This window comes from Azospirillum sp. TSH58 (assembly GCF_003119115.1).
GTDB lineage: Bacteria > Pseudomonadota > Alphaproteobacteria > Azospirillales > Azospirillaceae > Azospirillum.
In genome coordinates, this window is record NZ_CP022369.1 from 311,273 (window position 1) to 336,085 (window position 24,813).

Annotated in this window: 20 protein-coding genes; 5 read left to right on the plus strand and 15 right to left on the minus strand. The window is 70.2% G+C overall.

What is annotated here, in order from left to right; translation table 11 throughout:
- Positions 1-7: 7 nt before the first annotated feature.
- From TSH58p_RS31755 to TSH58p_RS31770, 4 genes are all read left to right on the plus strand, one after another.
- Positions 8-3,259, plus strand: coding sequence for an efflux RND transporter permease subunit (locus tag TSH58p_RS31755; RefSeq protein WP_158282573.1), 3,252 nt, complete (start codon positions 8-10; stop codon positions 3,257-3,259).
- Between the two features lie 168 nt (positions 3,260-3,427).
- Positions 3,428-4,498 (plus strand): HlyD family secretion protein, encoded by a 1,071-nt coding sequence (locus TSH58p_RS31760; protein WP_109069080.1) that lies wholly within the window; start codon positions 3,428-3,430, stop codon positions 4,496-4,498.
- Positions 4,495-7,263 carry a ribosome-associated ATPase/putative transporter RbbA gene (gene rbbA, locus TSH58p_RS31765; RefSeq protein WP_109068988.1) on the plus strand — a complete coding sequence of 923 codons (2,769 nt, stop codon included), beginning with the start codon at positions 4,495-4,497 and terminating at the stop codon, positions 7,261-7,263. The genes TSH58p_RS31760 and rbbA overlap by 4 nt, the downstream gene beginning before the upstream one ends.
- 3 nt (positions 7,264-7,266) lie before the next feature.
- Complete coding sequence (locus TSH58p_RS31770; protein ID WP_109068989.1) at positions 7,267-8,388, plus strand: ABC transporter permease; 1,122 nt, start codon at positions 7,267-7,269, stop codon at positions 8,386-8,388.
- 50 nt (positions 8,389-8,438) lie between these two features.
- Here TSH58p_RS31770 and TSH58p_RS31775 read toward each other — a convergent pair whose 3' ends face one another.
- The 13 genes from TSH58p_RS31775 to TSH58p_RS31835 form a co-directional block, all read right to left on the minus strand.
- On the minus strand, positions 8,439-10,787 hold the full coding sequence (locus tag TSH58p_RS31775; RefSeq protein ID WP_109068990.1) for a TonB-dependent hemoglobin/transferrin/lactoferrin family receptor: 2,349 nt from the start codon (positions 10,785-10,787) through the stop codon (positions 8,439-8,441).
- A 108-nt stretch (positions 10,788-10,895) separates the two neighbouring features.
- A complete protein-coding gene (hutX, locus tag TSH58p_RS31780; protein WP_199230066.1) occupies positions 10,896-11,444 on the minus strand; it encodes a heme utilization cystosolic carrier protein HutX in 549 nt (182 codons plus the stop codon).
- Positions 11,445-11,521: 77 nt separating this feature from the next.
- On the minus strand, positions 11,522-12,922 hold the full coding sequence (locus tag TSH58p_RS31785) for a HAMP domain-containing sensor histidine kinase (RefSeq protein WP_247873914.1): 1,401 nt from the start codon (positions 12,920-12,922) through the stop codon (positions 11,522-11,524).
- A 73-nt stretch (positions 12,923-12,995) separates the two neighbouring features.
- Complete coding sequence (locus TSH58p_RS31790; RefSeq protein WP_109069082.1) at positions 12,996-13,664, minus strand: response regulator transcription factor; 669 nt, start codon at positions 13,662-13,664, stop codon at positions 12,996-12,998.
- A 73-nt stretch (positions 13,665-13,737) separates the two neighbouring features.
- Positions 13,738-14,559, minus strand: a complete 822-nt coding sequence (locus tag TSH58p_RS31795) for an ATP-binding cassette domain-containing protein (protein WP_109068992.1) — start codon at positions 14,557-14,559, stop codon at positions 13,738-13,740.
- A gap of 2 nt (positions 14,560-14,561) precedes the next feature.
- On the minus strand, positions 14,562-15,671 hold the full coding sequence (locus TSH58p_RS31800; RefSeq protein ID WP_109068993.1) for an iron ABC transporter permease: 1,110 nt from the start codon (positions 15,669-15,671) through the stop codon (positions 14,562-14,564).
- Positions 15,668-16,555: a hemin ABC transporter substrate-binding protein gene (locus TSH58p_RS31805; RefSeq protein WP_109068994.1), complete on the minus strand. Its 888-nt coding sequence runs from the start codon at positions 16,553-16,555 to the stop codon at positions 15,668-15,670. Before TSH58p_RS31805 ends, TSH58p_RS31800 begins: the two co-directional genes overlap by 4 nt.
- A 17-nt stretch (positions 16,556-16,572) precedes the next feature.
- Complete coding sequence (locus TSH58p_RS31810) at positions 16,573-17,556, minus strand: ChuX/HutX family heme-like substrate-binding protein (RefSeq protein WP_109068995.1); 984 nt, start codon at positions 17,554-17,556, stop codon at positions 16,573-16,575.
- A gap of 208 nt (positions 17,557-17,764) precedes the next feature.
- Positions 17,765-18,736: a carbon-nitrogen hydrolase family protein gene (locus TSH58p_RS31815; protein ID WP_109068996.1), complete on the minus strand. Its 972-nt coding sequence runs from the start codon at positions 18,734-18,736 to the stop codon at positions 17,765-17,767.
- Positions 18,733-19,482, minus strand: coding sequence for a flavin reductase family protein (locus TSH58p_RS31820; protein ID WP_348981722.1), 750 nt, complete (start codon positions 19,480-19,482; stop codon positions 18,733-18,735). Before TSH58p_RS31820 ends, TSH58p_RS31815 begins: the two co-directional genes overlap by 4 nt.
- A 71-nt stretch (positions 19,483-19,553) precedes the next feature.
- On the minus strand, positions 19,554-20,612 hold the full coding sequence (locus tag TSH58p_RS31825; RefSeq protein WP_247873915.1) for an ABC transporter substrate-binding protein: 1,059 nt from the start codon (positions 20,610-20,612) through the stop codon (positions 19,554-19,556).
- Positions 20,609-21,451 (minus strand): ABC transporter ATP-binding protein, encoded by an 843-nt coding sequence (locus tag TSH58p_RS31830; protein ID WP_109068999.1) that lies wholly within the window; start codon positions 21,449-21,451, stop codon positions 20,609-20,611. Before TSH58p_RS31830 ends, TSH58p_RS31825 begins: the two co-directional genes overlap by 4 nt.
- Positions 21,452-21,467: 16 nt before the next feature.
- The gene (locus TSH58p_RS31835; RefSeq protein WP_109069000.1) at positions 21,468-22,307 is read right to left on the minus strand and encodes an ABC transporter permease; all 840 of its coding nucleotides are present in this window, start codon (positions 22,305-22,307) and stop codon (positions 21,468-21,470) included.
- Between the two features lie 295 nt (positions 22,308-22,602).
- On the opposite strand from TSH58p_RS31835, the gene TSH58p_RS31840 reads away from it, so the two are divergent.
- On the plus strand, positions 22,603-23,352 hold the full coding sequence (locus tag TSH58p_RS31840) for a TrmB family transcriptional regulator (RefSeq protein ID WP_199230067.1): 750 nt from the start codon (positions 22,603-22,605) through the stop codon (positions 23,350-23,352).
- Between the two features lie 13 nt (positions 23,353-23,365).
- On the opposite strand, the gene TSH58p_RS31845 is transcribed toward TSH58p_RS31840, so the two are convergent.
- Together TSH58p_RS31845 and TSH58p_RS31850 are read right to left on the minus strand one after the other, a co-directional pair.
- Positions 23,366-24,256: a LysR family transcriptional regulator gene (locus tag TSH58p_RS31845; RefSeq protein WP_109069001.1), complete on the minus strand. Its 891-nt coding sequence runs from the start codon at positions 24,254-24,256 to the stop codon at positions 23,366-23,368.
- 81 nt (positions 24,257-24,337) lie between these two features.
- Positions 24,338-24,802, minus strand: coding sequence for a nuclear transport factor 2 family protein (locus TSH58p_RS31850; RefSeq protein WP_109069002.1), 465 nt, complete (start codon positions 24,800-24,802; stop codon positions 24,338-24,340).
- Between the last annotated feature and the right edge of the window lie 11 nt (positions 24,803-24,813).

Consider the following 24,813-nt stretch of genomic DNA (forward strand, 5'->3'; position numbering starts at 1 on the left):
CGGGGCCATGAACATCTCGCATTTCTTCATCAACCGGCCGATCTTCGCGGCGGTCCTGTCGATCTTCATCACGCTCATCGGGGTCTTCGCCTATCTGACCCTGCCGGTCGCGCAGTATCCGGAGATCGCGCCGCCGACCATCGTGGTCAACGCGACCTATCCCGGCGCGTCGGCGCAGGTGGTCGCCGACACCGTGTCCGCCCCCATCGAGCAGGAGGTCAACGGCGTCGAGGAGATGCTCTACATGTCCTCGCAGGCGACCAGCGACGGGCGGCTCCAGCTCACCATCACCTTCAAGCTGGGCACCGACCTCGACACCGCGCAGGTGCTGGTGCAGAACCGCCTCGCCGTGGCCGAGCCCCGCCTGCCGGAGGACGTGCGGCGCATCGGCGTGACCGTGCGCAAGAACTCGCCCGACATGCTGATGGTGATCCACCTGAACTCGCCGGACGGGACGCGCGACCAGCTCTACATGTCCAACTACGCGCTCTTGCAGATCAAGGACGTGCTGGCGCGCCTGGACGGGGTGGGCGACATCCAGGTGTTCGGCGCCCGCGACTACGCCATGCGCGTCTGGCTCGACCCCGACCGGGTGGCGGCGCGCGGCCTGACCGCCGGCGATGTGGTGCGGGCGATCCAGGCGCAGAACGTCCAGGTGTCGGGCGGCGTCATCAACCAGCCGCCGGTGCCGACGCCCGGCGCCTTCCAGCTCAACGTCGAGACGCTGGGCCGCCTGACCGACCCGCGCGAGTTCGGCAACATCATCGTCAAGACCGACGGGTCCGCGGTCACCCGCCTGCGCGACGTGGCGCGCGTCGAGCTGGGCGCGCAGGACTACAACCTGAACGCCTATCTGGACCGCCAGCAGGCGGTGCCGCTGGTCATCTTCCAGAGGCCGGGCTCCAACGCGCTGGAAACCGCCGACCGCATCCTGGCGACCATGGCGGATCTCTCCAGGAGCTTCCCCAGCGGCATGCGCTACGACGTGGTCTACAACCCGACGGAGTTCATCGCGCAGTCCGTGGAGGAGGTCTACAAGACGATCTTCGAGGCCGTGGCGCTGGTCGTCGTCGTCGTCATCCTGTTCCTGCAGACGTGGCGCGCCTCCATCGTGCCGATCGCCGCGATTCCCGTCTCGCTGATCGGCACCTTCACGGTCCTGGCCGCGCTGGGCTATTCGCTGAACACGCTGTCGCTGTTCGGGCTGGTGCTGGCCATCGGCATCGTCGTGGACGACGCCATCGTCGTCGTGGAGAATGTGGAGCGGTTCATCCGCCAGGGCATGAAGCCCAAGGACGCCGCGCACGAGACGATGAACGAGGTCGGCGGCGCGCTGATCGCCATCGCCCTGGTGCTCACCGCCGTGTTCATCCCGGCGGCCCTGGTCAGCGGCATCTCCGGCCAGTTCTTCCGCCAGTTCGCGGTGACCATCGCCACCGCCACGGTGATCTCCTGTCTGGTGTCGCTGACCCTCAGCCCGGCGTTGTGCGCGCTGCTGTTCAAGCCGCACGAGGAAAACCCGCCCAAGCCGTCGCCGTTGACGCGGCCGGTCCACGCCTTCTTCCGCGGCTTCAACCGGGGCTTCGACCGGCTGTCCAACGGCTACGCCGGACTGACCGGGCGGCTGGTGCGGCTGCCGGTGATCGTGCTGGCGGTCTACGGGGTGCTGCTCGCTTTGACGGCATGGCAGTTCAGCCGGGCGCCGACGGGTTTCATCCCGAACCAGGACCAGGGCTATCTCATCACGGTGGTGCAGCTGCCGCCCGGCTCGTCGCTGGCCCGCACGGACGAGGTGGTGCGCACCGCGGTGGACACGCTGCTGAAGACGCCGGGGGTGATCCACGCCGTGCCCTTCGCCGGCTTCGACGGCGCCACCTTCACCAACGCGCCGAACGCCGGAGCGATCTTCGTGACGCTCGCCCCCTTCGCGGACCGCATCCCGAAGGGCCAGACCGCCGACTCCGTCCTGGGCGACCTGAGGACCCGGCTGGGCGCCATCGAGGACGCCTTCATCATCACCATCCCGCCTCCGCCGGTGCGCGGCATCGGCAATTCCGGCGGCTTCAAGATGATGATCGAGGACAAGCGCGGCCGCGGCCTGCCCGCGCTGGAGGAGTCGGTGAACGAGCTGTCCGCCGCGGCGAACCGCATTCCGGGCCTCGTCGGCGTGTTCTCGCTGTTCAACACCAAGACGCCGAAGGTCTTCGCGGACATCGACCGCCAGCGCGCGGAGATGCTGGGCGTCACCGCCGATCAGGTGTTCGAGGCGCTGCAGATCTATGTCGGCTCCGCCTTCGTCAACGAGTTCAACCTGCTGGGCCGCACCTACCGGGTGACCGCGCAGGCCGACGGGCGGTTCCGCCAGACCCCGCGCGACATCGCCAACCTGAAGACCCGCAACGCGCAGGGCGACATGGTTCCGATCGGCGCGGTGGCGGAGTTCCAGAACATCACCGGACCCTACCGCGTCGCCCGCTACAACCTCTATCCGGCGGCGGAGCTTCAGGGCAACACGCTGCCCGGCTTCTCCACCGGCTACGCGCTGGCGGCGATGGAGAAGGCGGCGGCCGACACCCTGCCGGACGGATTCGGCTTCGAATGGACTGAGCTGGCCTATCAGGAGAAGGCCGCGGGCAACACCGGCCTGCTGGTGTTCGGGCTGTCCGTCGTCTTCGTCTTCCTGGTGCTGGCGGCGCAGTACGAGAGCTGGGCGATGCCGCTGTCAGTCATCCTGATCGTGCCGATGTGCCTCCTGGCGTCGGTGACCGGCCTGCTGATGCGCGGGCTGGCGGTGGACATCCTGGCGCAGGTCGGGTTCGTCGTGCTGGTCGGGCTGGCCGCCAAGAACGCCATCCTCATCGTCGAGTTCGCGCGCCAAAACGAGCTGTTCGAGGGCAAGGACCGCTTCGAGGCCGCGGTCGCGGCGGCGCGCACCCGGCTTCGCCCGATCCTGATGACGTCCTTCGCCTTCATCCTGGGCGTTGTGCCGCTGATGATCGCGCAGGGTGCGGGGGCGGAGATGCGCCAGTCGCTGGGCACCGCGGTGTTCATGGGAATGCTGGGAGTCACCCTGTTCGGCCTGATCTTCACCCCGGTGTTCTACACGGTGATCCGCCGCCTGTTCAGCGGGCCGCTGGCCGTCAACCAGCACCCCGCCCCGGGCACGGAGGCGCCCGGCCGGGCCCCCGCCGGAGGGGCATCCTCGGCCGACTGGGGAAATGCCGGGCACATCCGCGGCGTCCCGGCCAAGGAGGAGTGAGCGAACGTCGCCGGGCGACATTCCTCCCAGGCAAAGGCGCGCGGTTGAGCCGATGCGGCGAAAAGCAGCGCCTTCCACGTCGGGCTGGAAAAGCCGGTGGCGCTGCGCGGGTGGCCTGATAGGCTGGATGCCCTTGAAGGCGTTGCCTGCAAGCGAATGGATTGGTGGATGATGAAGAAGCCAAGCCGGTGGCTGCTCAAGGCCGCAGCCGCGCTGACCGTCGTCGTGATCCTCTATGGCGTGTGGTCGTTCCTGCAGCCCAGGGGGCTGCCCGCCGGTCTGGCCAGCGGCAACGGCCGGATCGAGGCGGTCGAGATCGACATCGCCACCAAAACCGCCGGCCGGGTCGAGGACATCCTGGTCGACGAGGGCGATTTCGTCACCGCCGGCCAGGTGCTCGCCCACATGGACACCGACGTGCTCCAGGCCCAGGCCAAGCAGGCCGAGGCGCAGAAGCAGCAGGCGGTCATCGGCGTCGAGACCGCCCGCCATCAGGTGCTCCAGCGTCGGGCCGAGCGCCAGTCGGCGCTGTCCCTGGTCGCCCAGCGCGAGGCCGAGCGGGACGTCGCCCAGAAGCAGCTCGCCCGGTCCGAGGAGCTGGAGGCGCGCGGCACGACGTCGCGTCAGGTTCTCGACACCGACCGCGCCCGCTTCGAAAGCGCGAACGCCGCGGTCAGCGCGGCGAAGGCCCAGGTCGCCGCGGCCGACGCCGCCATCGCCACCGCCGAGGCCCAGGTCGTCAACGCCGGGGCGGCGGTCGACGCCGCCGCGGCCACCATCGAGCGCATCCAGGCCGACATCCGGGACAGCACCCTCCGCTCGCCGCGCGACGGCCGGGTGCAGTTCCGGGTGGCGCAGCCGGGCGAGGTGCTGGGCGCCGGCGGGCGGGTGCTGAACATGGTCGATCTCAGCGACGTCTACATGACCTTCTTCCTGCCGACGGAGGCTGCCGGGCGGGTGCGGATCGGGACGGAGGTGCGGATCGCTCTCGACGCCTTCCCGCAATACGTCATCCCCGCCAAGGCCACCTTCGTCGCCGACGTCGCCCAGTTCACCCCGAAGACCGTGGAGACGGCCAGCGAACGCCAGAAGCTGATGTTCCGGATCAAGGCCCAGATTCCCCCTCCGCTGCTCAAGAAATACATCCGCGACGTGAAGACCGGCTTGCCGGGGGTGGCCTATGTGCGGATCGATCCGGACACCGAATGGCCGGCCAACCTGCAAAACCTCGTGCCATGAGCGCCGCCGCCGACCGCTCCGCCGCCCCACCCGTCGCGCGACCGCCCGTCGCCCGTCTGCGGGACGTCCGTCTGCTGTACGGAAAGGTCCGGGCCATCGACGGGGTCAGCCTGGACGTTCCGGCCGGGCGCGTCTCGGGCCTGATCGGTCCCGACGGCGTCGGCAAGTCGAGCCTGCTGTCGCTGATGTCGGGGGCGCGCGCCCTGCAGGAGGGAACGGTCGAGGTGCTGGGCGGCAGCATGGCCCAGGCGCGCCACCGCCGCGCCGTGTGCCCGCGCATCGCCTACATGCCGCAGGGCCTCGGCAAGAACCTCTATCCGACGCTGTCGATCGCCGAGAATCTCGACTTCTTCGGACGGCTGTTCGGGCAGGGCCGCGTCGAACGCCGGAGGCGCATCGCCGACCTGACGAGCAGCACCGGTCTGGCGCCGTTCCTCGACCGGCCCGCCGGCAAGCTGTCCGGCGGCATGAAGCAGAAGCTCGGCCTGTGCTGCGCGCTCATCCACGATCCGGACCTGCTGATCCTCGACGAGCCGACCACCGGCGTGGACCCGCTGTCGCGGCGGCAGTTCTGGGAGCTGATCGACCGCATCCGGGCGGACCGGCCCGGCATGAGCGTGGTGGTGGCCACCGCCTACATGGAGGAGGCGGCGCGCTTCGACTGGCTCGTCGCCATGGACGAGGGGCGCGTGCTGGCCACCGGCCGTCCGCGGGAACTGCTCGACCGCACCGGGACCGCGACGCTGGAGGCGGCCTTCGTCGCGCTGATGCCCGAGGAGAAGCGCCGCGGGCACAGGGCCGTCGCGATCGTGCCGCGCGCGGGGGACGCGGGGGACATCGCCATCGAGGCGAAGGGCCTGACCATGCGGTTCGGCGATTTCGTGGCGGTCGACCATGTCAGCTTCCGCATCCCGCGCGGCGAGATCTTCGGCTTTCTCGGCTCCAACGGCTGCGGCAAGACGACGACGATGAAGATGCTGACCGGCCTTCTCCCGCCGAGCGAGGGCGAGGCCCGGCTGTTCGGGGAGGCGGTGGACGCCCGGAACATCGAGACCCGGCGGCGCGTCGGCTACATGTCGCAGGCCTTCTCGCTCTACTCGGAACTGACGATCCGGCAGAACCTGGAGCTGCACGCCCGCCTGTTCCAGGTGCCCGAGGACGTCCTGCCCGGCCGGGTCGCGGCGGTGGCGGAGCGCTTCGGCCTCGCCGACGCGATGGAGGCGTTGCCGGACCGGCTGCCGCTCGGCCAGCGCCAGCGCCTGTCCCTCGCCGTCGCGATGGTCCACGAGCCCGCCCTGCTGATCCTCGACGAGCCGACGTCGGGCGTCGACCCGATCGCGCGCGACGCGTTCTGGGAGATCATGATCGGGCTGGCCCGCCGGGACCGGGTGACGATCTTCATCTCGACGCATTTCATGAACGAGGCCGAACGCTGCGACCGCATCTCGCTGATGCACGCCGGCCGCGTGCTGGTCAGCGACACGCCGGCGGCGCTCGTCGCGAAGCGGGGCGCCGCGACGCTGGAGGAGGCCTTCATCGGTTATCTGGAGGAGGCCGTGGCGGAGGGCCGGGACAGCGATGCGGCGGCGGTCCCCGACGATCGCCGGCAGGCCCCGCCGCCCGCCGCCGCCCCTTCCGGCGAACGCGCGGCGGGCCGGCTCTTCAACCCGCGGCGCATGCTCAGCTACACACTGCTGGAGGCGCTGGAGTTGCGGCGCGATCCGATCCGGGCGACGCTGGCCCTCGTCGGCAGCCTCCTGCTGATGGTCATCATGGGCTACGGCATCAACATGGACGTCGAGGACCTGTCCTTCGCCGTCCTCGACCGGGACCAGACGACGGTGAGCCGCGACTACACGCTCAACCTCGCGGGCTCCCGCTATTTCGTCGAACAGGCGCCGATCACGGACTACGAGGATCTCGACCGGCGCATGCGGGCGGGCGACCTCTCGCTGGCGCTGGAAATCCCGCCGGGCTTCGGGCGCGACGTCGCCCGCGGGCGTCCGGTCCAGATCGGGGCGTGGATCGACGGCGCCATGCCGACGCGGGCCGAGACGGTCAACGGATACGTCCAGGGCATGCACAGCCAGTGGCTGGCCTCGCGAAGCCAGACGCCCGGCCTCGCCACCATCGAGACGCGCTTCCGCTACAACCCGGACGTCGAGAGCCTGAAGGCCATCGTGCCGGCGGTCATCCCGATCCTGCTGCTGCTGATTCCGGCGATGCTGGCGGCGCTCAGCGTCGTGCGGGAGAAGGAACTCGGCTCGATCATCAACCTCTACGTCACGCCGGTCACCAAACTGGAGTTCCTGCTCGGCAAGCAACTGCCCTATGTCGGGCTGGCCATGCTCAACTTCCTTCTGATGGTGGGGCTGGCGGTCACCGCCTTCGGCGTGCCGCTGACCGGGAACCTGCTCGCCCTGTCCAGCGGCGCCGTGCTCTACACCGTTGCGGCGACGGCCATGGGGCTTCTGATGTCCAGCTTCATGCGCAGCCAGATCGCCGCCATCTTCGGCACCGCCATCGCGACGCTGATCCCGGCGACGCAGTATTCCGGCATGATCGATCCGGTCTCGTCCCTGGGAGGCGCCGCGGCGGTCATCGGGGAGATCTACCCGACCACCCACTTCCTGACCATGTCGCGGGGCGTCTTCTCGAAAGCCCTGGGCTTCGGCGATCTGCACGCCGCCTTCGTCGCGTTGCTGGTCGCCGTGCCGGTCCTGATCGGGGCGAGCGCGCTGCTGCTGAAGAAGCAGGAGAGCTGAGCGATGCAGGCGTCCAACGTCCTGAATCTCGGCATCAAGGAACTGCGCAGCCTCGCCCGCGATCCGATGCTGCTGGTCCTGATCGTCTACTCCTTCACCCTGGCGATCTACACGGCGGCCACCGCCATACCGGAGACGCTGAACAAGGCGGCGATCGCCATCGTCGACGAGGACCGCTCGCCCTTGTCGGCCCGCATCGTCGGCGCCTTCTACCCTCCCTATTTCCTGCCGCCGGTCCTCATCACGCCCGCCGAGATGGACGCCCGCATGGACGCCGGGCTCGACACCTTCGCGCTCGACATTCCGCCGGACTTCCAGCGGGACGTCCTCGCCGGGCGCCAGCCGGCGATCCAGCTCAACGTCGATGCGACCCGGATGACCCAGGCCTTTACAGGGAGCAGCTACATCCAGCAGATCGTCAGCGGGGAGGTCACCGCCTTCGTGCAGCGCTACCGGGGGGAGACGGCGCTTCCGGTCGACCTCGCCCTGCGGGTCCGCTTCAATCCCGAGATGAACAAGGGCTGGTTCGGATCGGTGATCGAGGTCATCAATCAGGTGACGATGTTGTCGATCATCCTGACCGGCGCCGCCCTGATCCGGGAGCGCGAGCACGGCACCATCGAGCATCTGCTGGTGATGCCGGTCACGCCCGCCGAGATCATGGTGGGCAAGATCTGGTCGATGGCCCTGGTCGTGCTCGTTGCCTGCGCCGTCTCCCTGGTCTTCGTCGTCCAGGGGCTGCTGGCGGTCCCCATCGGCGGCTCCGTCGCCCTGTTCCTCGCCGGCGCCGCCCTGCACCTGTTCGCCACCACCTCGATGGGTGTGTTCCTGGGGACGGTGGCGCGCAGCATGCCGCAGTTCGGCATGCTGCTGATCCTGGTGATGGTGCCGCTGCAGATGCTGTCGGGCGGCATGACGCCGCGCGAGAGCATGCCCGCCCTCGTCCAGGACGTGATGCTCGCCGCGCCGACGACGCACTTCGTCACGCTGGCCCAGGCCATCCTGTACCGCGGCGCCGGCCTCGACGTGGTCTGGCCGCAATTCCTCGCGCTCATCGGGATCGGCGTGATCCTGTTCAGCCTGTCGCTCGCGCGCTTCCGCAAGGCCATCAGCCAGATGTCGTGAGCCGCGCCGGTCGATCCCGGCGCGGATCGGCAAGGGTCAGGAACGGACCATCACCATTTCAGCGTGGCGTGCACCAGGAAGGAACGGCCGGCCTCCAGATAGCGGCGGCGGTCGGCCGAGGTCTCGCTGACGCCGACGACGTTGACGTAGTTGTAATAGCCCTGGTTGAACAGGTTGTAGACCGAGGTGCCGAGGCTGATGTTTTCCGTCGGGTTGACGTAGGCGGCCAGATCCACCGTGGTGTAGGCCGGGGCCTTCAGGTAGGTCGGGTTGCTCACGTCGCTCGCCGTCTTCGCCATCACGTGGGTGGTGGCGACCTGGGCGCCCCAGAAATCATCCGGCGCGGTGTAGGACAGGCCGGCGTTGACGGTGAAGGGCGCCACCTCGTCGATGGCGGTGCCGGCGTCGATGTCGAAACCGCGGGCGAAGGCCGCCGCGCCGAACAGCGCCCAGCCCGGCCGGAACCGCCACTCGCCCTTGCCCTCGGCGCCGAAGATCTCGACCTTCGAGACGTTCATCGCCTGATAGCGCAGGATGCCGCCGCTGCCGGTGCCGACCGCCTTCTGCAGGATGAAATCGCTGTAGCGGTTGTAGAAGCTGGAAACCTGAAAGCTCGACCCGTCGCTGAATTTGCCGCGCAGGCCGGCCTCGACGCCGTCGCTGGTCTCCGGCTTGAGGTCGGCGTTGGGCAGCACCTCGTAGCCGTAGGTCGGGTTGGAGAAGCCGAGGTTGGCGTCGTCGTAGGGCGGCGCGCGGAAGCCGTGCGCGTACTGGCCGAACAGCGCGTATTCCCTGGTCAGGTCGTAGGTGGCGCCGAACTTCGGCGACAGGGCCAGCTTGTCCAGCTTCTCCGGCTGGGTGGACGGCCGGGCGGCGAAATAGGCGGCGTCCTTGTCCGGGTCCATCCGGTAATAGTCGAGCCGCAGCGCCGGCACCAGCCGCAGCCGGTCGATGGTGATCTCGTCCTGCACATAGGCCGAGGCCATGAGCGTGTCGGTGTTGGGGAAGGTGCGGCTGGGGTAGGTGTCGCCGTTGTAGCTCTTCGCGGTGGCCCCGGTCGCGAGGTTGGTCAGCGTCACGTCGCGCATCCGCTCGGTGCGGATGGAATCGAGGCCGAAGCCGTAGGAGATGCTGTTGCGCAGGCCGAAGAGCTGGGTGTCGGAGCGCAGGTTGACGGCGCCGCCGATGATCGTCTGCTTGGATTCGTTGCTGGTGGATTCCCGCAGGGCGCTGCCGGCGGTGAACAGCGGGCTGGTGGAGGTGGCGACGCGGGCGTTGCGGGTGCGCTTCTCCTCGCGGTCGAACTGGGTGCCGTAGAGGCGCCAGTCGATGTGGTCGATGAAGCCGATGGGCGCGTCGTGCGCGTGCTCCAGGCTGACGCGCCAGCGGGTCGCGGTGTCGTCGGCCGTGGAGCCGGTGAAGGCGCCGCGCGTCATCCGCATCGGCACCATGGAGAAGATGTAGCTGGCGCTGCCGCCGACGTCGTTGCGCAGCGTCGTGTCGGTGCTGCGGTGGAAATACTCGCCGGTCAGCGTCACCTTGTCCGGCCCGTGGTCCCAGACCAGCTTGGCGAGGCCGTTGTTGCCCTCATAGTCCTGCGGGTTGCGGAAGGCCTTGTCCTTGGACTTGTACTCCTCCCCGTCGCGGCGCGTGTAGATGCCGAGCAGGGAGAAGTCGCCGGAGCGCAGCACGCCCGTGCCGGTTTCCGACAGGCTGGAATCGACGCTGTCGTAGGTCGTCTTCAGCGATACGAAGCTGTCGCGGCCGGGCCGCAGATAATCGGCCGGGTCCTTGGTCACATAGGTCACCACGCCGCCCAGCGCGTCCGATCCGTAGAGCGCCGAGGCCGGGCCGCGCACGATCTCCACCTGCTTGACCGAGTCCAGATCGACCACGTCGCGGTTGTAGCCGGCGGAGGGTGCGGCGGAGGCCGGCGATTCCGGCAGGCGCGTGCCGTCGACCTGCATCAGGATGCGGTTGTTGCTGATGCCGCGGATGGTGTAGCCGCCGGCCCCGGCGCGGGACGGGGAGTTGCTGACCGTCACGCCGGGCTCGTAGCGCGGCAGGTCCTGGAGGCGGTGGACGCCGCGCTTCTCAAGCTCGTAATCCGGGATGACCGACACCGTGCCCGTGTTCTCGCCCACGCTGCGCAGGCCGCGCTCGCCATAGACCGTCACCGCGTCGAGAATGGTCGGGGCCGGTGCCGTGGTCGCCTGCGCGGTCTGGGTGGCGGTTTGCTGATTCTGCTGCTGCGCCTGGGCGGCGGGGGCCAGCAGCGTCAGGGCGGAGGCCGACAGCCACAGCGCCGCGCGCAGGCGGGAGCGGGCCGGTTGGAGGGCAGGAGGCCGGAGGGCAGGAGGGCGGAGGGGAGGGCGGTGCGACACGGGTGGCTCGATCATCTCTGTCTCTCTGCACGAGGTTTTTTTGGCGCGTTGTTCTTTGCTGAAATGCGATTGCGTATTATTCGCAATTGATCGGCTGAAGCCGCCGGGCGGCCCGGCGCCAATTCAGGCGGTCTGGCCCGGCGCCCCACACAGGCGGGCCTTCAAGGACTCGAACCGCTCCACCTGATCGGGCAGAAGCTGGCGGGCGTCGTCGCGGCCGACGAAGACCTTGAACATCGCCTCCCCATCACCGTTGAAGAAGACGACGGAGGCGCTGTCGGCGCTGCTCATGAAGGGCCGGCGGACGAAGCCGACGGTGCGGCAGCGGTCCAGCCGGATGTGGCCGCCGATCGGGCTGCCGCCGGCAAGGTTGTAGAAGCCGCGCCCGAACTGCCCGCGCGGCAGCGGTCCCTTGCATTCCAGGACGAGGTCGGCGCTGTGCACCAGCACGGTGACCGTGCCCCACTCCGCCATGTCCAGCATCGCCGCCTCGGCGGTTTCTCCCGGCGCGAAGGCGCGGAAGGCGTCCGGCAGGCATTCGGTGACGGTGAGCAGGCTGACGCGGTTCTCCGCCGCGACCGCCTCCAGCACGCCGTTCGGCGCGGCGGCGAGGCGCCCGCGCAGGGCGGCGAGCGTGTCGGGGGATGGAGCGGTTTGGGGGCTGTGCGGCATGGAGGCGGTCCGAAGCGTCGGTTGCGAACTAGTTTGAGAATAATTCGCATTCGCAAATCGGCTCAACGGCCCTTCGCTTAATTTCGCTTAATGGAGAAGGACGGTGATGGCGCCGGGAACGGCGGGGGCAGGGGAGGGGCGGTCACCGGGCGGCCCCGGCGTTCCAGCCGGACCACGGCGCGCAGGCCCGGCCCGTTGTCCTCCAGCCGCAGGGCGCCGCCGTGCAGCCGGGCGATGGCGTCCACGATGGCGAGGCCGAGCCCATGGCCGGGCACCCGGTCCGACGGGTCGAGCCGGCAGAAGCGCTGCACGGCGAGCGCGCGCTGGCCGGGCGCCAAGCCCCGGCCGCGGTCGGCCACCACGATCTCATTCCAGCCGTCACGCCGCCCGGCCGACAGGTGCAGCGCTTCGCCCGGCGCGTATTTCAGGGCGTTGTCCACCAGATTGGCGATGGTCTGGAACAGCAGCGTGCGGTCGCCGCGCAGATCGAGGTCGCGCTCCACGGCGACGGTGATGACGGTGCCGGTGCCCTCGGCCAGCGGCAGGTAGGATTCGGCCACCTCGTCCAGCAGCGCCTTGGCGTCGAGCGGCTCCACCGCCAGGGTGCAGCGCCCGGTCTCGATTTCGCCCAGCCGCATGATGGCGCGGAACAGGTGCTGGATGCGCCGCGTCTCCTCGATCCCCTCCTCCAACTCGCGGCGCAGGGCGTCGTCGGGGCAGTTCTCGGCGATGGTGACCAGCCGGTTGTGCAGGTGGGTCAGCGGCGTGCGCATCTCGTGCGCGATGCTGCTCGACACGCTGGAGACCTCCTCGACCAGCCGGGTCACGCGGTCGAGCGTGCGGTTGATCTCGCGGCCGAGCCGTGCGAACTCGTCGTCCGGGCCGGTGATGGCGACGCGGCGGTCGCGGTCGCCCGCCGCGTAGGAGGTCAGCGCCATGGTGATGGCCGACACCCGGCGCAGCGTGCCCGCGCTGAAGCGGATGCCGAAGGCGACGCTGGTCAGCAGGAACACCAGCACGCCGCAGCCCGCCGCCAGCGGCACGGCGCGGAGCTGGTCGAGCATGGGCTGGAGGTCGTAGGCGTTGACGTAGCGCCCGCCGTCGCCCAGCCGCACCACCATCCCGCGCACCTTCCAGCCGTCGCCGCGCTGGTCGATGCGGCCGGTCTCGCAGGGGGCCGGTCCGCCGCAGGCGATGACGGCGAGCAGGCGCCGGGCCATCGCCTCGTCGCCGTAGAGCACGCGGCCGTCGCGGTCGATCACGATGCGCCGCCGCGTGCCCTCCGGCGCGAAGCGCTCGCGGCGGCGCAGCTCCGCGACCAGGGCGGCGGCGTCGCCGAAGCCGCCGTGCAGGCGCTGCGTTTCCTGGTCGCGCTCCAGCAGGTCGCCGACATGCTCGTTGACGAGCTCGACCAGCAGGGCGCGGCTCCACAGCACGGCGGCGCCGGCCACCACCAGGAAGACCGCGCCGATGGCCATGGCCTGACGGAAGCTGCGCGTGTCGAGATGGCGGCGGACTCTCCGGACCCAGGATGGGCCAACGTCGCGCGGCTTAGCCCAGGACATAGCCGATGGCCCGCACGGTCTTCAGAAGCGGCGGGTCGAAATCCTTGTCGATCTTCGCCCGCAGCTTGAAGACATGGACCTCCACCAGATTGGTCGGCGGGTTGAAGCCGTAGCCCCAGGCCTTCTCCAGCAGCATGCTGCGGGTCACGGTGCGGCCGGGGTTGCTCATCAGGATGTGCAGGAGCTTGAACTCCTTGTCGGTCAGCTCGATGGGCACGCCGCGCCGGGTCACATGCCGGCGGGTGACGTCCATCACCAGATCGGCGACCTCCAGCACGTCGCCGGCCCCGGCGAGGGCGGCGCGGCGGGTCGCCAGATGCTCCAGCCGGACCAGCAGCTCGGCGAAGTCGAAGGGCTTGCCCAGATAGTCGTCGGCCCCGGCGCGCAGCCCGGCCACCCGCTCCGTCGTCTCGTCCAGGGCGGACAGCACAAGGACCGGCGGGTGGCGGGTGCCCTGCAGGCGCCTCAGCACCTCCATGCCGTCCAGCTTGGGCAGCATGCGGTCCAGCACCACCACGTCGAACGCCTCCTCGCGCAGCAGGCGCAGCGCGTCCTCGCCATCGCCGGCGAAGCGGCAGGAATGGCCGGAGCCGCCGAGCTTCGCCCCGATCCAGTAGCTGACCGCCGCGTCGTCCTCAACGATCAGAACACGCACCGTCCCCTCCCCCAACGCCTTTCCGGGGCGCCTCTCTCGGGCGCCCATCCCGTCCCTTATTTGCTATTAATAATCATTCGCAATTGATTTTTCCAGACGCCGCCGCGCGCCCCGTGGCGGCGTAGACCACGCCCTCCGCCTCCGGCAGGTCGAGCCGGACGAAGGCCGTGCCGAAGACGCGCTCCAGCACCGGCACCGGCAGGCCGGTCATGGCCCCGGTCCAGGCGACGCGCCCGCCGGCCAGCAGCAGCCCGTCGTCGGCGTAGCGCGCGGCCAGCGTCAGGTCGTGCAGGATCACCGCGCAGCCGCCGCCGGTCCGCTCCACCCAGTCGCGCGCCGCCCGCAGCAGATGGTGCTGGTGGGCGGGGTCGAGGCTGGCCGTCGGCTCGTCCAGCAGCAGATAGGACGGCCCCGCCACGTCGCGCCCGTGCCGACCGGCGGCCAATTGCGCGAGCGCGCGGGCGAAGGCGACGCGCTGGCGCTCGCCACCGGAGAGCTGGGGCATCAACCGGCCGGCCAGCCCCCCGGCCCCGGCGCGCATCAGGCAGTCGGCGATCAGCGCCCGCCGGTCGCCGGGGCGGATCAGCCAGGGCTCGGTCGCCAGCTCCATCACCTCCTCCACCGAGAAGGCGAAGGCGACCGCTTGGTGCTGCGCCACCAGGGCGCGGCGGACGGCCAGCCGCGGCGCCGGGATGGCCGCCATTGCCACTCCGTCGAGCAGGGCGCGCCCGGCGGTCGGCCGCCGCTCCCCGGACAGGAGGGAGAGCAGGGTGGACTTGCCGGCCCCGTTGGGGCCCAGGATGGCCAGGACCCGGCCGGGCCGCACCGCGGCGGTCACGCCGTCGAGCAGGCGGGCGCGGCCGATGGTCAGGCCGGCGTCGATCGCTTCCAGCATGGTCAGGCCCCTCCCAGCGCGCCGGCGCGGCGGCGCAGAAGCCACAGGAAGAAGGGACCGCCGACGGCGCCCAGCAGCAGGCCGGCCGGCACGTCGGCCGGGGCGGCGATGCTGCGGGCCACCGTGTCGGCCAGGACCAGCAGGACCGCCGCCGCCAGCGCCGTCGCCGGCATCAGCCGGCGGTGCACCGGCCCCAGAAGAATCCGCATGACGTGCGGCACGATCAGCCCGACGAAGCCGATCAGGCCGGACACCGCCACCGCCGCCCCGACGCCCAGCGCCACCAGCAGCACCGTGCGCACGGCGAAGCGGTGCGGGTCGAGGCCCTGGAGGAAGGCCTCCCGCTCGCCCATGGCGAACAGGTCGAGCCGCCGCGCCCCGGCCAGCAGCCCGGCGGTCGCCAGCCCCATCAGGAGCATCGCCGGTCCGATCTGCGCCCAGCCCGAGCCGCCGAAGCCGCCCATCATCCAGAAGGTCATCTGGCGCAGCGCCAGATCGTCGCCGAGGTAGCTGAACAGCCCGATGCCGGCCCCGCCCATGGCGTTCACCGCGATGCCCGCCAGCAGCATGGTGGCGGGGGAGTTGCGCCCGTCGCGGCGGGAGATCGCCAGGATCAGCACGGTGGCGGCCAGCGCGCCGAGGAAGGCGGCCAGCGGCAGCACGGTGGCGAGCGACAGGCCGCTGCGCGCCAGCCCCAGCCCCGACACCCCCAGCACCATGGCGGCGGAACCGGCCAGCGCCGCGCCGCTCGACACGCCGACCAGCCCCGGATCGGCCAGCGGGTTGCGGAAGACGGCCTGGAGCGCCACCCCCGCCACGCCCAGCGTCACCCCGACCGCGGCGGCCAGGACGATGCGCGGCAGGCGCAACATGGTCAGCACCATCCAGTCGCGCTCCGACAGCGGCGTGCCGGGCAGGCCGAGCAGGGAGGCGAGGTGGGACAGGCTGCGGTCGAGCGGGACGGACACGCCGCCCGTCGCGACGGCGGTCAGCACGGCCAGCGCCAGCGCCACGGCCAGCGCCGCCAGCACGGGGACGAGCGGCGGGCGGCGGACGGCCGGCGCCGCCCGGTCTTGTTTCCGGGAGGACGGCATGGTCAGGGTGAGGCTCATGGTTGTCCTTGGGAAGAGGTGCCCTGCACGCGGCTGAGTTCGGCGACCGCCTCCGCCGTGCGGGGGCCGAGCCCCATCAGCAGCGCGCCGTCCACCACCGCCACCCGCCGGGCCTTGGCCGCCGGGGACAGGGCGAGCTGCGGCGTCGCCAGGAACGGGTCGAGCCCGCCCGAACGGTCGATCAGCGACCGGCTGACCAGAAGCACGTCGGGTGCTGCGGCCAAAACCGCCTCCGACGACATCGGCACATAGTCGCGCTCCACCGCCAGGGCGTTGCGCCCGCCGGCCATGGCGATCAGCGCGGCGGGGACGGAGCGGCTGCCTGCCGCCATCAGCCCGCCGGGTCCGCCGCCGACCACGCCGAGCACGACCGGTGCGCCGTCCTTTGTCCCGGACTTGGCGTCGGACTTGGCGGCGACGGCGGCCAGCGCGGCGAGGTCGCGATTCAGCGAGTCCGCCAGGCGCCGCCCCTCCGCCTCCCGGCCGAGCAGGCGGGCGACCCGCTCCACCTTGTCGAGCAGCCCGGTCAAAGTCGGCGTTTCCGGCACGACTTCCACCGTGACGCCGAGCGCCCGCAGCTGGTCGAGCGTCGTCTCGGGGCCGGCGCCCTGGATCGCCAGGACGTGGGTCGGGGCCAGCGACATCACCCCCTCCGCCGAGAGGGCGCGCATGTAGCCGACATCGGGCAGGCCGTTCACGGGCTGCGGGTAATGGCTGCTGGTGTCGCGCCCGACGACCGAGCCGCCGTCGCCGAGCGCGTAGACCAGCTCGGTCACCGGCGGGCCGACGGTGACGATGCGCCGCTCCGCCGCCCCGGCCAGGGTGGCGGCGGTGAGGGCGAGGGAGGCGGCGACCGCCGCGGGAAGGAAACGCAGGCGTCTCATCGGCCGGTCCCCGCCCCTCACAGGGACGCGGCGAGCGCCGGCAGCTCGGCGGCGAGCGCGCGCCACTCCGCCCGTTCCGGCTTGTCCTCGTCGCGCTGGCCGCACAGGATGGCGGCGTTGTCGCCCCGGTCGTCGTACAGCTCGACGGTGGTGATGCCGCCCTTGTCGGTCGGCTTGTGGACGATCCAGGCGCTGGACAGCCGCCCCTGGACGGCGCGCAGGGTGAAGCCGGGATCGTCGATGCGCAGCAGCCCGTCGGCCGCCGCCGGATGGTCCACCGTGCCGGTGTGGATCTGGATGCAGCCGGCGTTGCCGACGAAGATCATGATGTCCAGACGGCGGTCGCGCGCCGCCTCCAGCAGCGGCAGGGCGACGGCGGCCGGCAGCTCCCGCGCGAAGCCCGGCCCGGCGAGGCGCAGCGCCTGCCGGCGCCCGACCCCGAAGGTCTTCAGCATGCCGAAGAACTCGTGCACGTCGGTCATCGCGCTCCAGGCGGCGCGCAGCCCCTCCACGTCGATCTCGGCGTCGGGCCGCTCGGCGGCGGGGGCGGGCAGCGGCTCCAGGGCCGGCGCGTCCTGGTCGGCGGCGCGGTGCAGGATCAGGAAGGCGTCCCAGGCGGCGGCGTTCGTCTCGGCGGTGCGGTGGATGGCGTGGACGGCGCGGCCGTGCCGGTTGAAGACACGGATGGCCTCGGCCTCGCCTTCGCTTTCCGGCGTGTGGACGGTGATGGCCCAGTGGCGCGGGAAGACGCGCAGATCGACCTCGCGGTTCAGCACGATCAGGGCCGGGCCGTTGCCGTCGACGTTGCCGAAGCGCCCGGTCTTCCCGTGGGTGATGCTGCGGTTGCCGGTGACGACCCGGACCGTCCCCAGGACGTCCAGCTTCCTCAGGGCGTCGGTCCAGTCCACCTCGAGCCGCGTCGGACGGGCGGCGGCGCTGTTCTCCCAGCCGGGGAGGGTGGACAGGATCGGATCGACGATTGGCAGGCGGGTGTCGGGCATTGGGGGCTTCCCTTGACAAGATGCGGTGTGGTCGGCCCGTCCGGACAGGGCCAAATCTCCCGCAAATGATCATGAGAAGCATTATCAGTTACAAGGTGCCGATCATTAACCGGCATTAATCGCCGCGCGGGCCAGGGCAATCGCATTTGACCTTTATAGCCCTCTCCCCAGAGGGGAGAGGGAATTTTAAACGCGATCACCCTGCCCGTCAGGCCGCTTCTTCGACCGTCTCGTTGCGCTCCGGAAGGGCGGCCTCGCGCACCGTGGCGACCGGCGCGCGCGGGGTCTCGTCGACGCGCATGCTGAACAGGTCCGGCCGCGCGTAATGGCCCACCGGATCGAAGTCGAGCTTGGCGCCGATCAGATCCTCGACGTCCACCTCGGCGGTCAGGATGCCCTCCGCGTCGACCAGCGGGCCGGCCAGGATCTCGCCGAGCGGCCCGACGATGACCGAGCGGCCGTGCATCATCCACTCGTCCGGCCCGGCGTCGATGCGGCTGGCGTAGTCCTCCGGGAAGTCGGAGCGGCGCATCACCTGACAGGCGCCGATCACGAAGCAGCGGCCCTCCATGGCGACGTGGCGCATGGTGGCGATCCAGCTCTCGCGGTCGTCCGCCGTCGGCGCCGCCCAAAGCTGGACACCCTTGGCGTAGTAGGCCGCGCGCATCAGCGGCATGTAATGCTCCCAGCAGATGGCGCCGCCGACACGGCCGAACGGCGTGTCCATGACGGTGAGGGTCGAGCCGTCGCCGAACCCCCAGACCAGCCGCTCCGACCCGGTCGGCATCACCTTGCGGTGCTTGCCCATCCGGCCGTCCGGCGACAGGTAGAGCACCGTGCAGTAGAGCGTGCCGCCGTCGCGCTCGATGACGCCGACGACCGCGTGGATGCCGTGCCGCGCGCAGGCCGCCGACAGCGTCTCGGTCTCCGGTCCCGGCACCGTGATCGCGCCGCGGACGTAGCGGGCGAAGTCGGCGCGCCCCTCCGCCGTGCGCCGGCCGATCGAGCAGCCGAAGTCGAGCCCCTTCGGGTAGCCGCCGATGAAGGCTTCCGGGAAGACGGCGAGCGACGCGCCGGTGGCCGCCGCCTCGGCGATCAGGTCGACCGTGCGCGCGGTCGCCGCGGCGGCGTCGAACGGCACCGTCGCCGCCTGCACCGCGGCCACTTTAACCTTGGTCATGCTTGTCGTTCCTTGCAGTGTGGTTCGTTGGATCGGGGCGCGGTGTCGGCCCAGACCGGCCTCGCCAGATCGAAGACGTCGCGGGTGCGCAGATAGGCCGAGGGGCCGTGCATGCGGGCGACGAGGTCGAGCGCCTCATGGTCGATGCGGGGGCGTTCGGGGTTGCCGGTCAGGACGCGCGTCGCGACATGGGCGTGCAGCACCTCGCCTACGAACAGCCACTGTCCGGGACCGCTTTCGAACTCGTGGATCAGACGGCATTCGAAGGCGACCGGCGAGGCAGCGATGCGCGGCGGCCGGACCGCGACGCTCGGCAGGGTGGCGAGCCCGGCGAACCGGGTTTCGTCCACCTCGGGCGGCGCCTCGACGCAGGTGAGGTTCATCGCCTCCGCGAGCGCGAAGGGGACGAGGTTGATCACGAACTCCCGCGTCGCCCGGATGTTGACCGCCGTGTCCTTCGGCCGGTCGGGGCGCGCGAGCACGCCGAGACAGACCACCGGCCGGTCGGAGCCGAAGACGTTGAAGAAGGAGTAGGGGGCCGCGTTCACCCGGCCCTCCGCCGAGCGGGTGACCGCCCAGGCGATCGGCCGCGGCAGGACCGCGGCGGTCAGAAGGCGGTAACGGTCGGGCGCCGGAAGCGTGGCGAAGTCGAAATGGCGCATGGCGGAGGCAGGGATGGCGGCGTCGTCGGTGCCCGGCCGGGCCGCGTCGTCAAGTTGTGCCGCGTCGTCAAGTTGTAGAGTCATGAAGTCTCCTTCGGCGCGGCCCGGCACGGCCGCCGCCCCGTCCTGCGCGATGCGTCGGGATTGCCGGCCGCTCAGCCGGCGATCTTGACCGTCGTCGGATCGAAAGCCTGAGCGGCGAAGGCGGCGTCCACCTTGCCGGCGATGGTCGTGTCGACGAACTTCGAGACGTCCGGCAGGCGCGGCAGCAGCTTCGCCTCGACGCCCCATTCGGCGAGTTGGTTCAGCTTCCGGATCTGCTCGTCCGAGAGCGCCGCCCTGATGTCGGTGGGCGCCTTGGCGTTCCAGGCGGGGTCGTAGCCCGATGCCTTTTCGAGCACGGCCTCGGGGATGTTCTTCGCCGGCTCCAGCGACCGGAACCAGCCGTTGACGAGGTCGTGGTTCTGGCTGGCGAAGTACAGCGCCTGGGAGTTGGCGAGCAGGAAGCGCTCCGCCACCTCGGGCCGGTCCTTGAAGAAGCGGTTGTTCGCGGTCAGCACGATGACCGGGGTCAGGTTCTCCGAGACGACCTGGGCGAAGCCGGCGTTCTCGAAGAAGCTCACGAACGGGTCGTAGGTGAAGAAGGCGTCGATGCGCTGCGCGCCCACCGCGTCGGCCAGCTCTGCCGGCCCGACATTGACGAAGGTCATGTCGCGTCCGGGGGTGAGGCCGGCCTTGATCATCGCCTCCTGGGCGTTCTGGAAGGCGGTGATGCCGAAGGTGCCGTAGACCTGCTTGCCCTTCAGCCCGGCGACGTCGGTGATCCCCGACTTCTTGGTCACCAGCACCGCCGAGCGGAAGCGCGCCTGCGAGGCGATGGTGGTGACCGGCGCCCCGACGGCCATGGTGGTGACGGCGGCGAAGTCGGACAGCGTGCCGACGTCGGCCGCGTTCGACACGATCGCCTCGTTCACCGCCGGCGAGGCGTTGAGCTGGATCATGTTCATCCGCAGGCCGTTGCGGGCCGCGATGTCCGTGCGCATCAGCACATGGGCGATCTGTGCCGACACGGTGGTGGTGTTGAACCAGCCCATCTTGACGACGTCCGCGCCCTGCGCGCGGAGGATCGCCGGCTTGGCGAGGGTAGCGGCGGCGACGACGCCGGCGGCGAGCTGGCCGAAGCGACGGCGAGAGAGTGTCGAGGTCACGTTCATTCCCCTTTTTGCCATTCGGGTTTCAGGGTCTCCCACAGGTCGTTGACCGTGGAGACGAACCAGGGATCGGAGCGCATCTCGGCCGTGCGGGGCCGCGGCAGCGGCACGGCGACCTCCTCGCGCACCCGGCCGGGGCGCGGGCTCATCACCACCACGCGGTCGGCCAGGAACACCGCCTCGTCGATGCCGTGGGTGACGAAGATCACCGTCTTGCCGGCCTCGGACGAAATGCGGGCGATCTCCTCCTGCAGCAGCACGCGGGTCTGCGCGTCCAGCGCGCCGAACGGCTCGTCCATCAGCAGGATGTCGGGGTCGGGGGCGAGCGCGCGGGCGATGGCCGCCCGCTGCTTCATGCCGCCGGAGATCTGGTGCGGATACTTCTCCTCGAAGCCGGTCAGCCGGACCATGTCGATCAGCGAGCGGGCGATCTCCGCGCGCTGCTTCTTCGCCATGCCCTTGGCCTTCAGCCCGAACTCCACGTTCTCCTGCACGGTCATCCAGCCGAACAGCGCGTAGTCCTGGAAAACCACCGTGCGCGACGGGTCCGGCCGGACGATGGGGCGGCCGTTCTGCAGGAGCGTCCCGCTCGACGCCGACTGGAAGCCGGCGACGATGCCGAGCAGGGTCGACTTCCCGCAGCCCGAGGGGCCGAGCAGCGAGATGAACTCGCCGCGGCGGATGCGCAGATCGACCCCGTCGAGCGCGACCACCATGTTGTCGGACGAGGTTCCGCCATAGACCTTGCCCAGATTCCGGATGTCGATCTGGATGTCGGCCGGCTGGGCCTGCGGCGCGCCGGAGGGCGGGTGGGGGGTCTTGAGTGCGGTGTTGGCGGCCATGTTCTTCGCCTCCTGCTCAGTTGCGCTCGGAAGGCGCCCAGGCGTTCACCCGACGCTCGATCCGTTCGAGGACGGCGGACATGGCGAAGCCGACGAGACCGATGGCCACCATGCCCGCGACGACGTTGTTGATCTGGAAAAGCATGCGCGACTGCTGGATCAGGTAGCCGAGGCCGGTCTGCGCGGCGATCAGCTCGGCGGTCACCACGCACATCCAGCCCACGCCCAGCGCGATCCGCAGGCCCGGCAGGATGATCGGCAGGGAGGCGGGGATCAGCACGTCGGTGAACAGCTGCCAGGGCGTCGCGCCGAGGCAGAGCGCCGCGTTCATCTGGTTCCGGTCGAGGCCCCGCACCGCCGTGTAGGTGGCGACGAAGGCCGGGAAGACGGCACCCAGGAAGACCAGGAAGTAGGACGCGGCGTCGCCGAGCCCGAACCACAGGATGGTGATCGGGATCCAGGCGAGCGGGGGGATGGGGCGAAGCGCCTCGACCACCGGCCGCACGAAATCCGCGACGCCGCGCCACCAGCCGCACATCAGCCCCAGCGCCATGCCGACCACGCAGGCCAGCGCGAAGCCGACGGCCACCCGCTGCAGGCTGGCGCCGAGATGGACCCACAGCGAGCCGTCGAGCGCCATCTGCCAGAGCGCCCCCGCCACCGCGACCGGCGAGGGCAGAAGGAAGGCGTCGATGATGCCGAGCGAGGTCAGAGCCTGCCAGACGGCGAAGAAGGCCGTGAGGCCCATCGCCGCGCGGAAGGACCGGTCCGTGAGAATGCGCGGGGTCACGGCGCGGCGCGGCGCCCTCTGCATGAAAGGCGGTGCCGCCGCATGGGCTTTCGTGTTCGCTTCCATCACCTTCCCTCGTTCCACCGTTCGGCGCCGCCTCGTGGGACGTCAGCGTCCTTGGACGACGACAAAACGATGACAGTGTCGGAAAAATCCGTCAATTCGAAAAATACAAATGAATGCCGTTCCTCAGGCCTAAACTTGCCGTTTTAACGGGCATTTGGCCGGAGAAAAGCCCATTTTATCGTCTCTGCGCCAAATGGGTGCCGCTGGATGTCGGGATTTTATCGGCAAAAACCGACGATGGACGGGTGGCGCGAAATCGGGCATGTTGCGACGCGATTCAAAAGGGAGCACGTGGGTGAATCTTGAGGAGAAGCTGTCCCGGATCGGCATATCGGGGACGCTCTACAAGCTCTATCTGACGACGATCCGCCTCGGCGGCGGCTCCGTCACGGAGGTGGCCGCGGGGGCCGGCATGGCCCGCACCACGGCGCACGACGCTCTCGCCAAGCTGGAGGCGGAGGGGCTTGTTCGTTTCGTCGATCACGGCAAGCGCCGCTTCGTGGTCGCCCAGGACCCGGGCATCCTGCTGGAGCGCAGCGAGGCGCGGCGGCAGATGCTCGAAGACGTCATGCCGGTGCTGCGGTCGATGTACCATCACGAGAACGGCCAGCCGAACGTCCGCTTCCACCCCGGTCCCGAAGGCATCCGCACCGTCCTGTGGGAGACGCTGAGCGGCGACGAGAAGGAGCTGCGCGCCACCCTGTCCATGCGGGAACTGATGGTCGAGCCGGGGCTGGAGGAGATGGAGCGCTACCTCAAGGAGCGGGCGCGGCGCGGCATCTGGCTGCGGGTGATCCGCTCGGAGGAGCGCGACATCGCGCCGATCTGGCCGTCGAGCCAGGAGGAGCGACGCGAACTGCGCTACGCGCCCGCCACCTACAACCTCGCGATGACCTGCTTCATCCACGGCAGCAAGGTTTCGGTCATCTCGTCGGCGCGCGAGAGCTACGGGCTGATCCTCGACAGCGCCGATTTCGCGGCCTTCCAGGCGTCCATGTTCGACGCGATGTGGAGCCTGAGCACGCCGGCGCCGACCATCCCCTGACCTGTCTCCCGGCCTAATTGAGGAAGCGGTTCTCGCGCAGGCGGGCCACGGCGAGGTCCACGAAGGCCCTCACCTTGGCCGGCGCGTGGCGTCCCTCGGGGTGGAGGACGTGGATGGGCAGGGGCGGTTCCTCATGGTCGGCGAGCACGATCCGAAGATCCCCGGCGAGCAGGGCCGGGCCGATCTGGTAATGGAGCACCCGGGTGAGGCCCCAGCCCGCCCTGGCGGTCGCGATCACCGCCTCGTTGGTGTTGCATTGCAGGACCGGGTCGATGGTCACCCGCTGGTCGCGGGCGAACCGCCACTCCGGCGAGGCCCAGGCGCCGGTCGACACGGCGATGCGGTGGTGTCGGAGGTCGGCCGGCGTCTGCGGGACGCCGTGGCGCTCGAAATAGGCCGGGGCGCCGCAGACCACGCGCCGGACCGTGCCGACCCGGATGGCCGTGAACCCGGAATCCGGAAGGTGCCCGATGCGCACCGCGACGTCGATGCCCTCCTCAACGATGTTCACCGGGCGGTCGACGAAGAAGGTCTGCGCGCGCATGCCGGGATAGCGGTCCAGATACTCGGTCACGATCGGCAGCACATGCATCGGCCCGAACAGCGCGGAGGCGGTGACCGCGAGCGTCCCGGTGGGGGTGGCGTAGACGCCGCCCGCCGCGGCCTCCGCCTCGGTGATGTCCGACAGGATGCGGCGGCAGTCCTCGAGGTACCGCGCCCCGGCTTCGGTCACCTTGACCGAGCGCGTGGTGCGGACGAACAGGCGGGCGCCGATGAGATCCTCGAGGGCCGCCACGGCGCGCGTTGCCGCGGGCGCGCTCAGATGCAGATGGCGGGCGGTTTCGGCGAAGCTTTCCGTTTCCGCGACCTTCACGAAGATCCGCATCGCCTGCAGCCGGTCCATGCGCCCTCCGTTTCGCCACGTCCCCGTCACAGTCTGTGGCCGAACCCGCCCCGGATAGCAACCTCCGCCTGCGCCGCCGGGTTAGAAGCCGAAATGGCTGAGGCCCGGATGGTCGTCCGGACGACGGCCCAGCGGCCAACGGAACTTGCGGTCGGCTTCGGCGATCGGGTGTTCGTTGATGCTGGCGTGGCGGACGCGCATCAGCCCATCCTCGGCGAATTCCCAATTCTCGTTGCCGTAGGCGCGGAACCACTGGCCGCTGTCGTCGTGGTACTCGTAGGCGTAGCGCACGGCGATGCGGTTGCCGCCGAACGCCCACAGCTCCTTGATCAGCCGGTAGTCCAGCTCGCGGTTCCATTTGCGGGTCAGGAAGGCTTCGACCTCGGCACGGCCGTTGGCGAACTCGGCGCGGTTCCGCCAGCGCGTATCCGTGGTGTAGGCCAGCGCGACCTTGGCGGGGTCGCGGCTGTTCCAGCCGTCTTCCGCCAAGCGGACCTTTTCGATGGCGGATTCTTCATTGAAGGGGGGCAGAGGGGGACGGGACATGGCGAACTCCT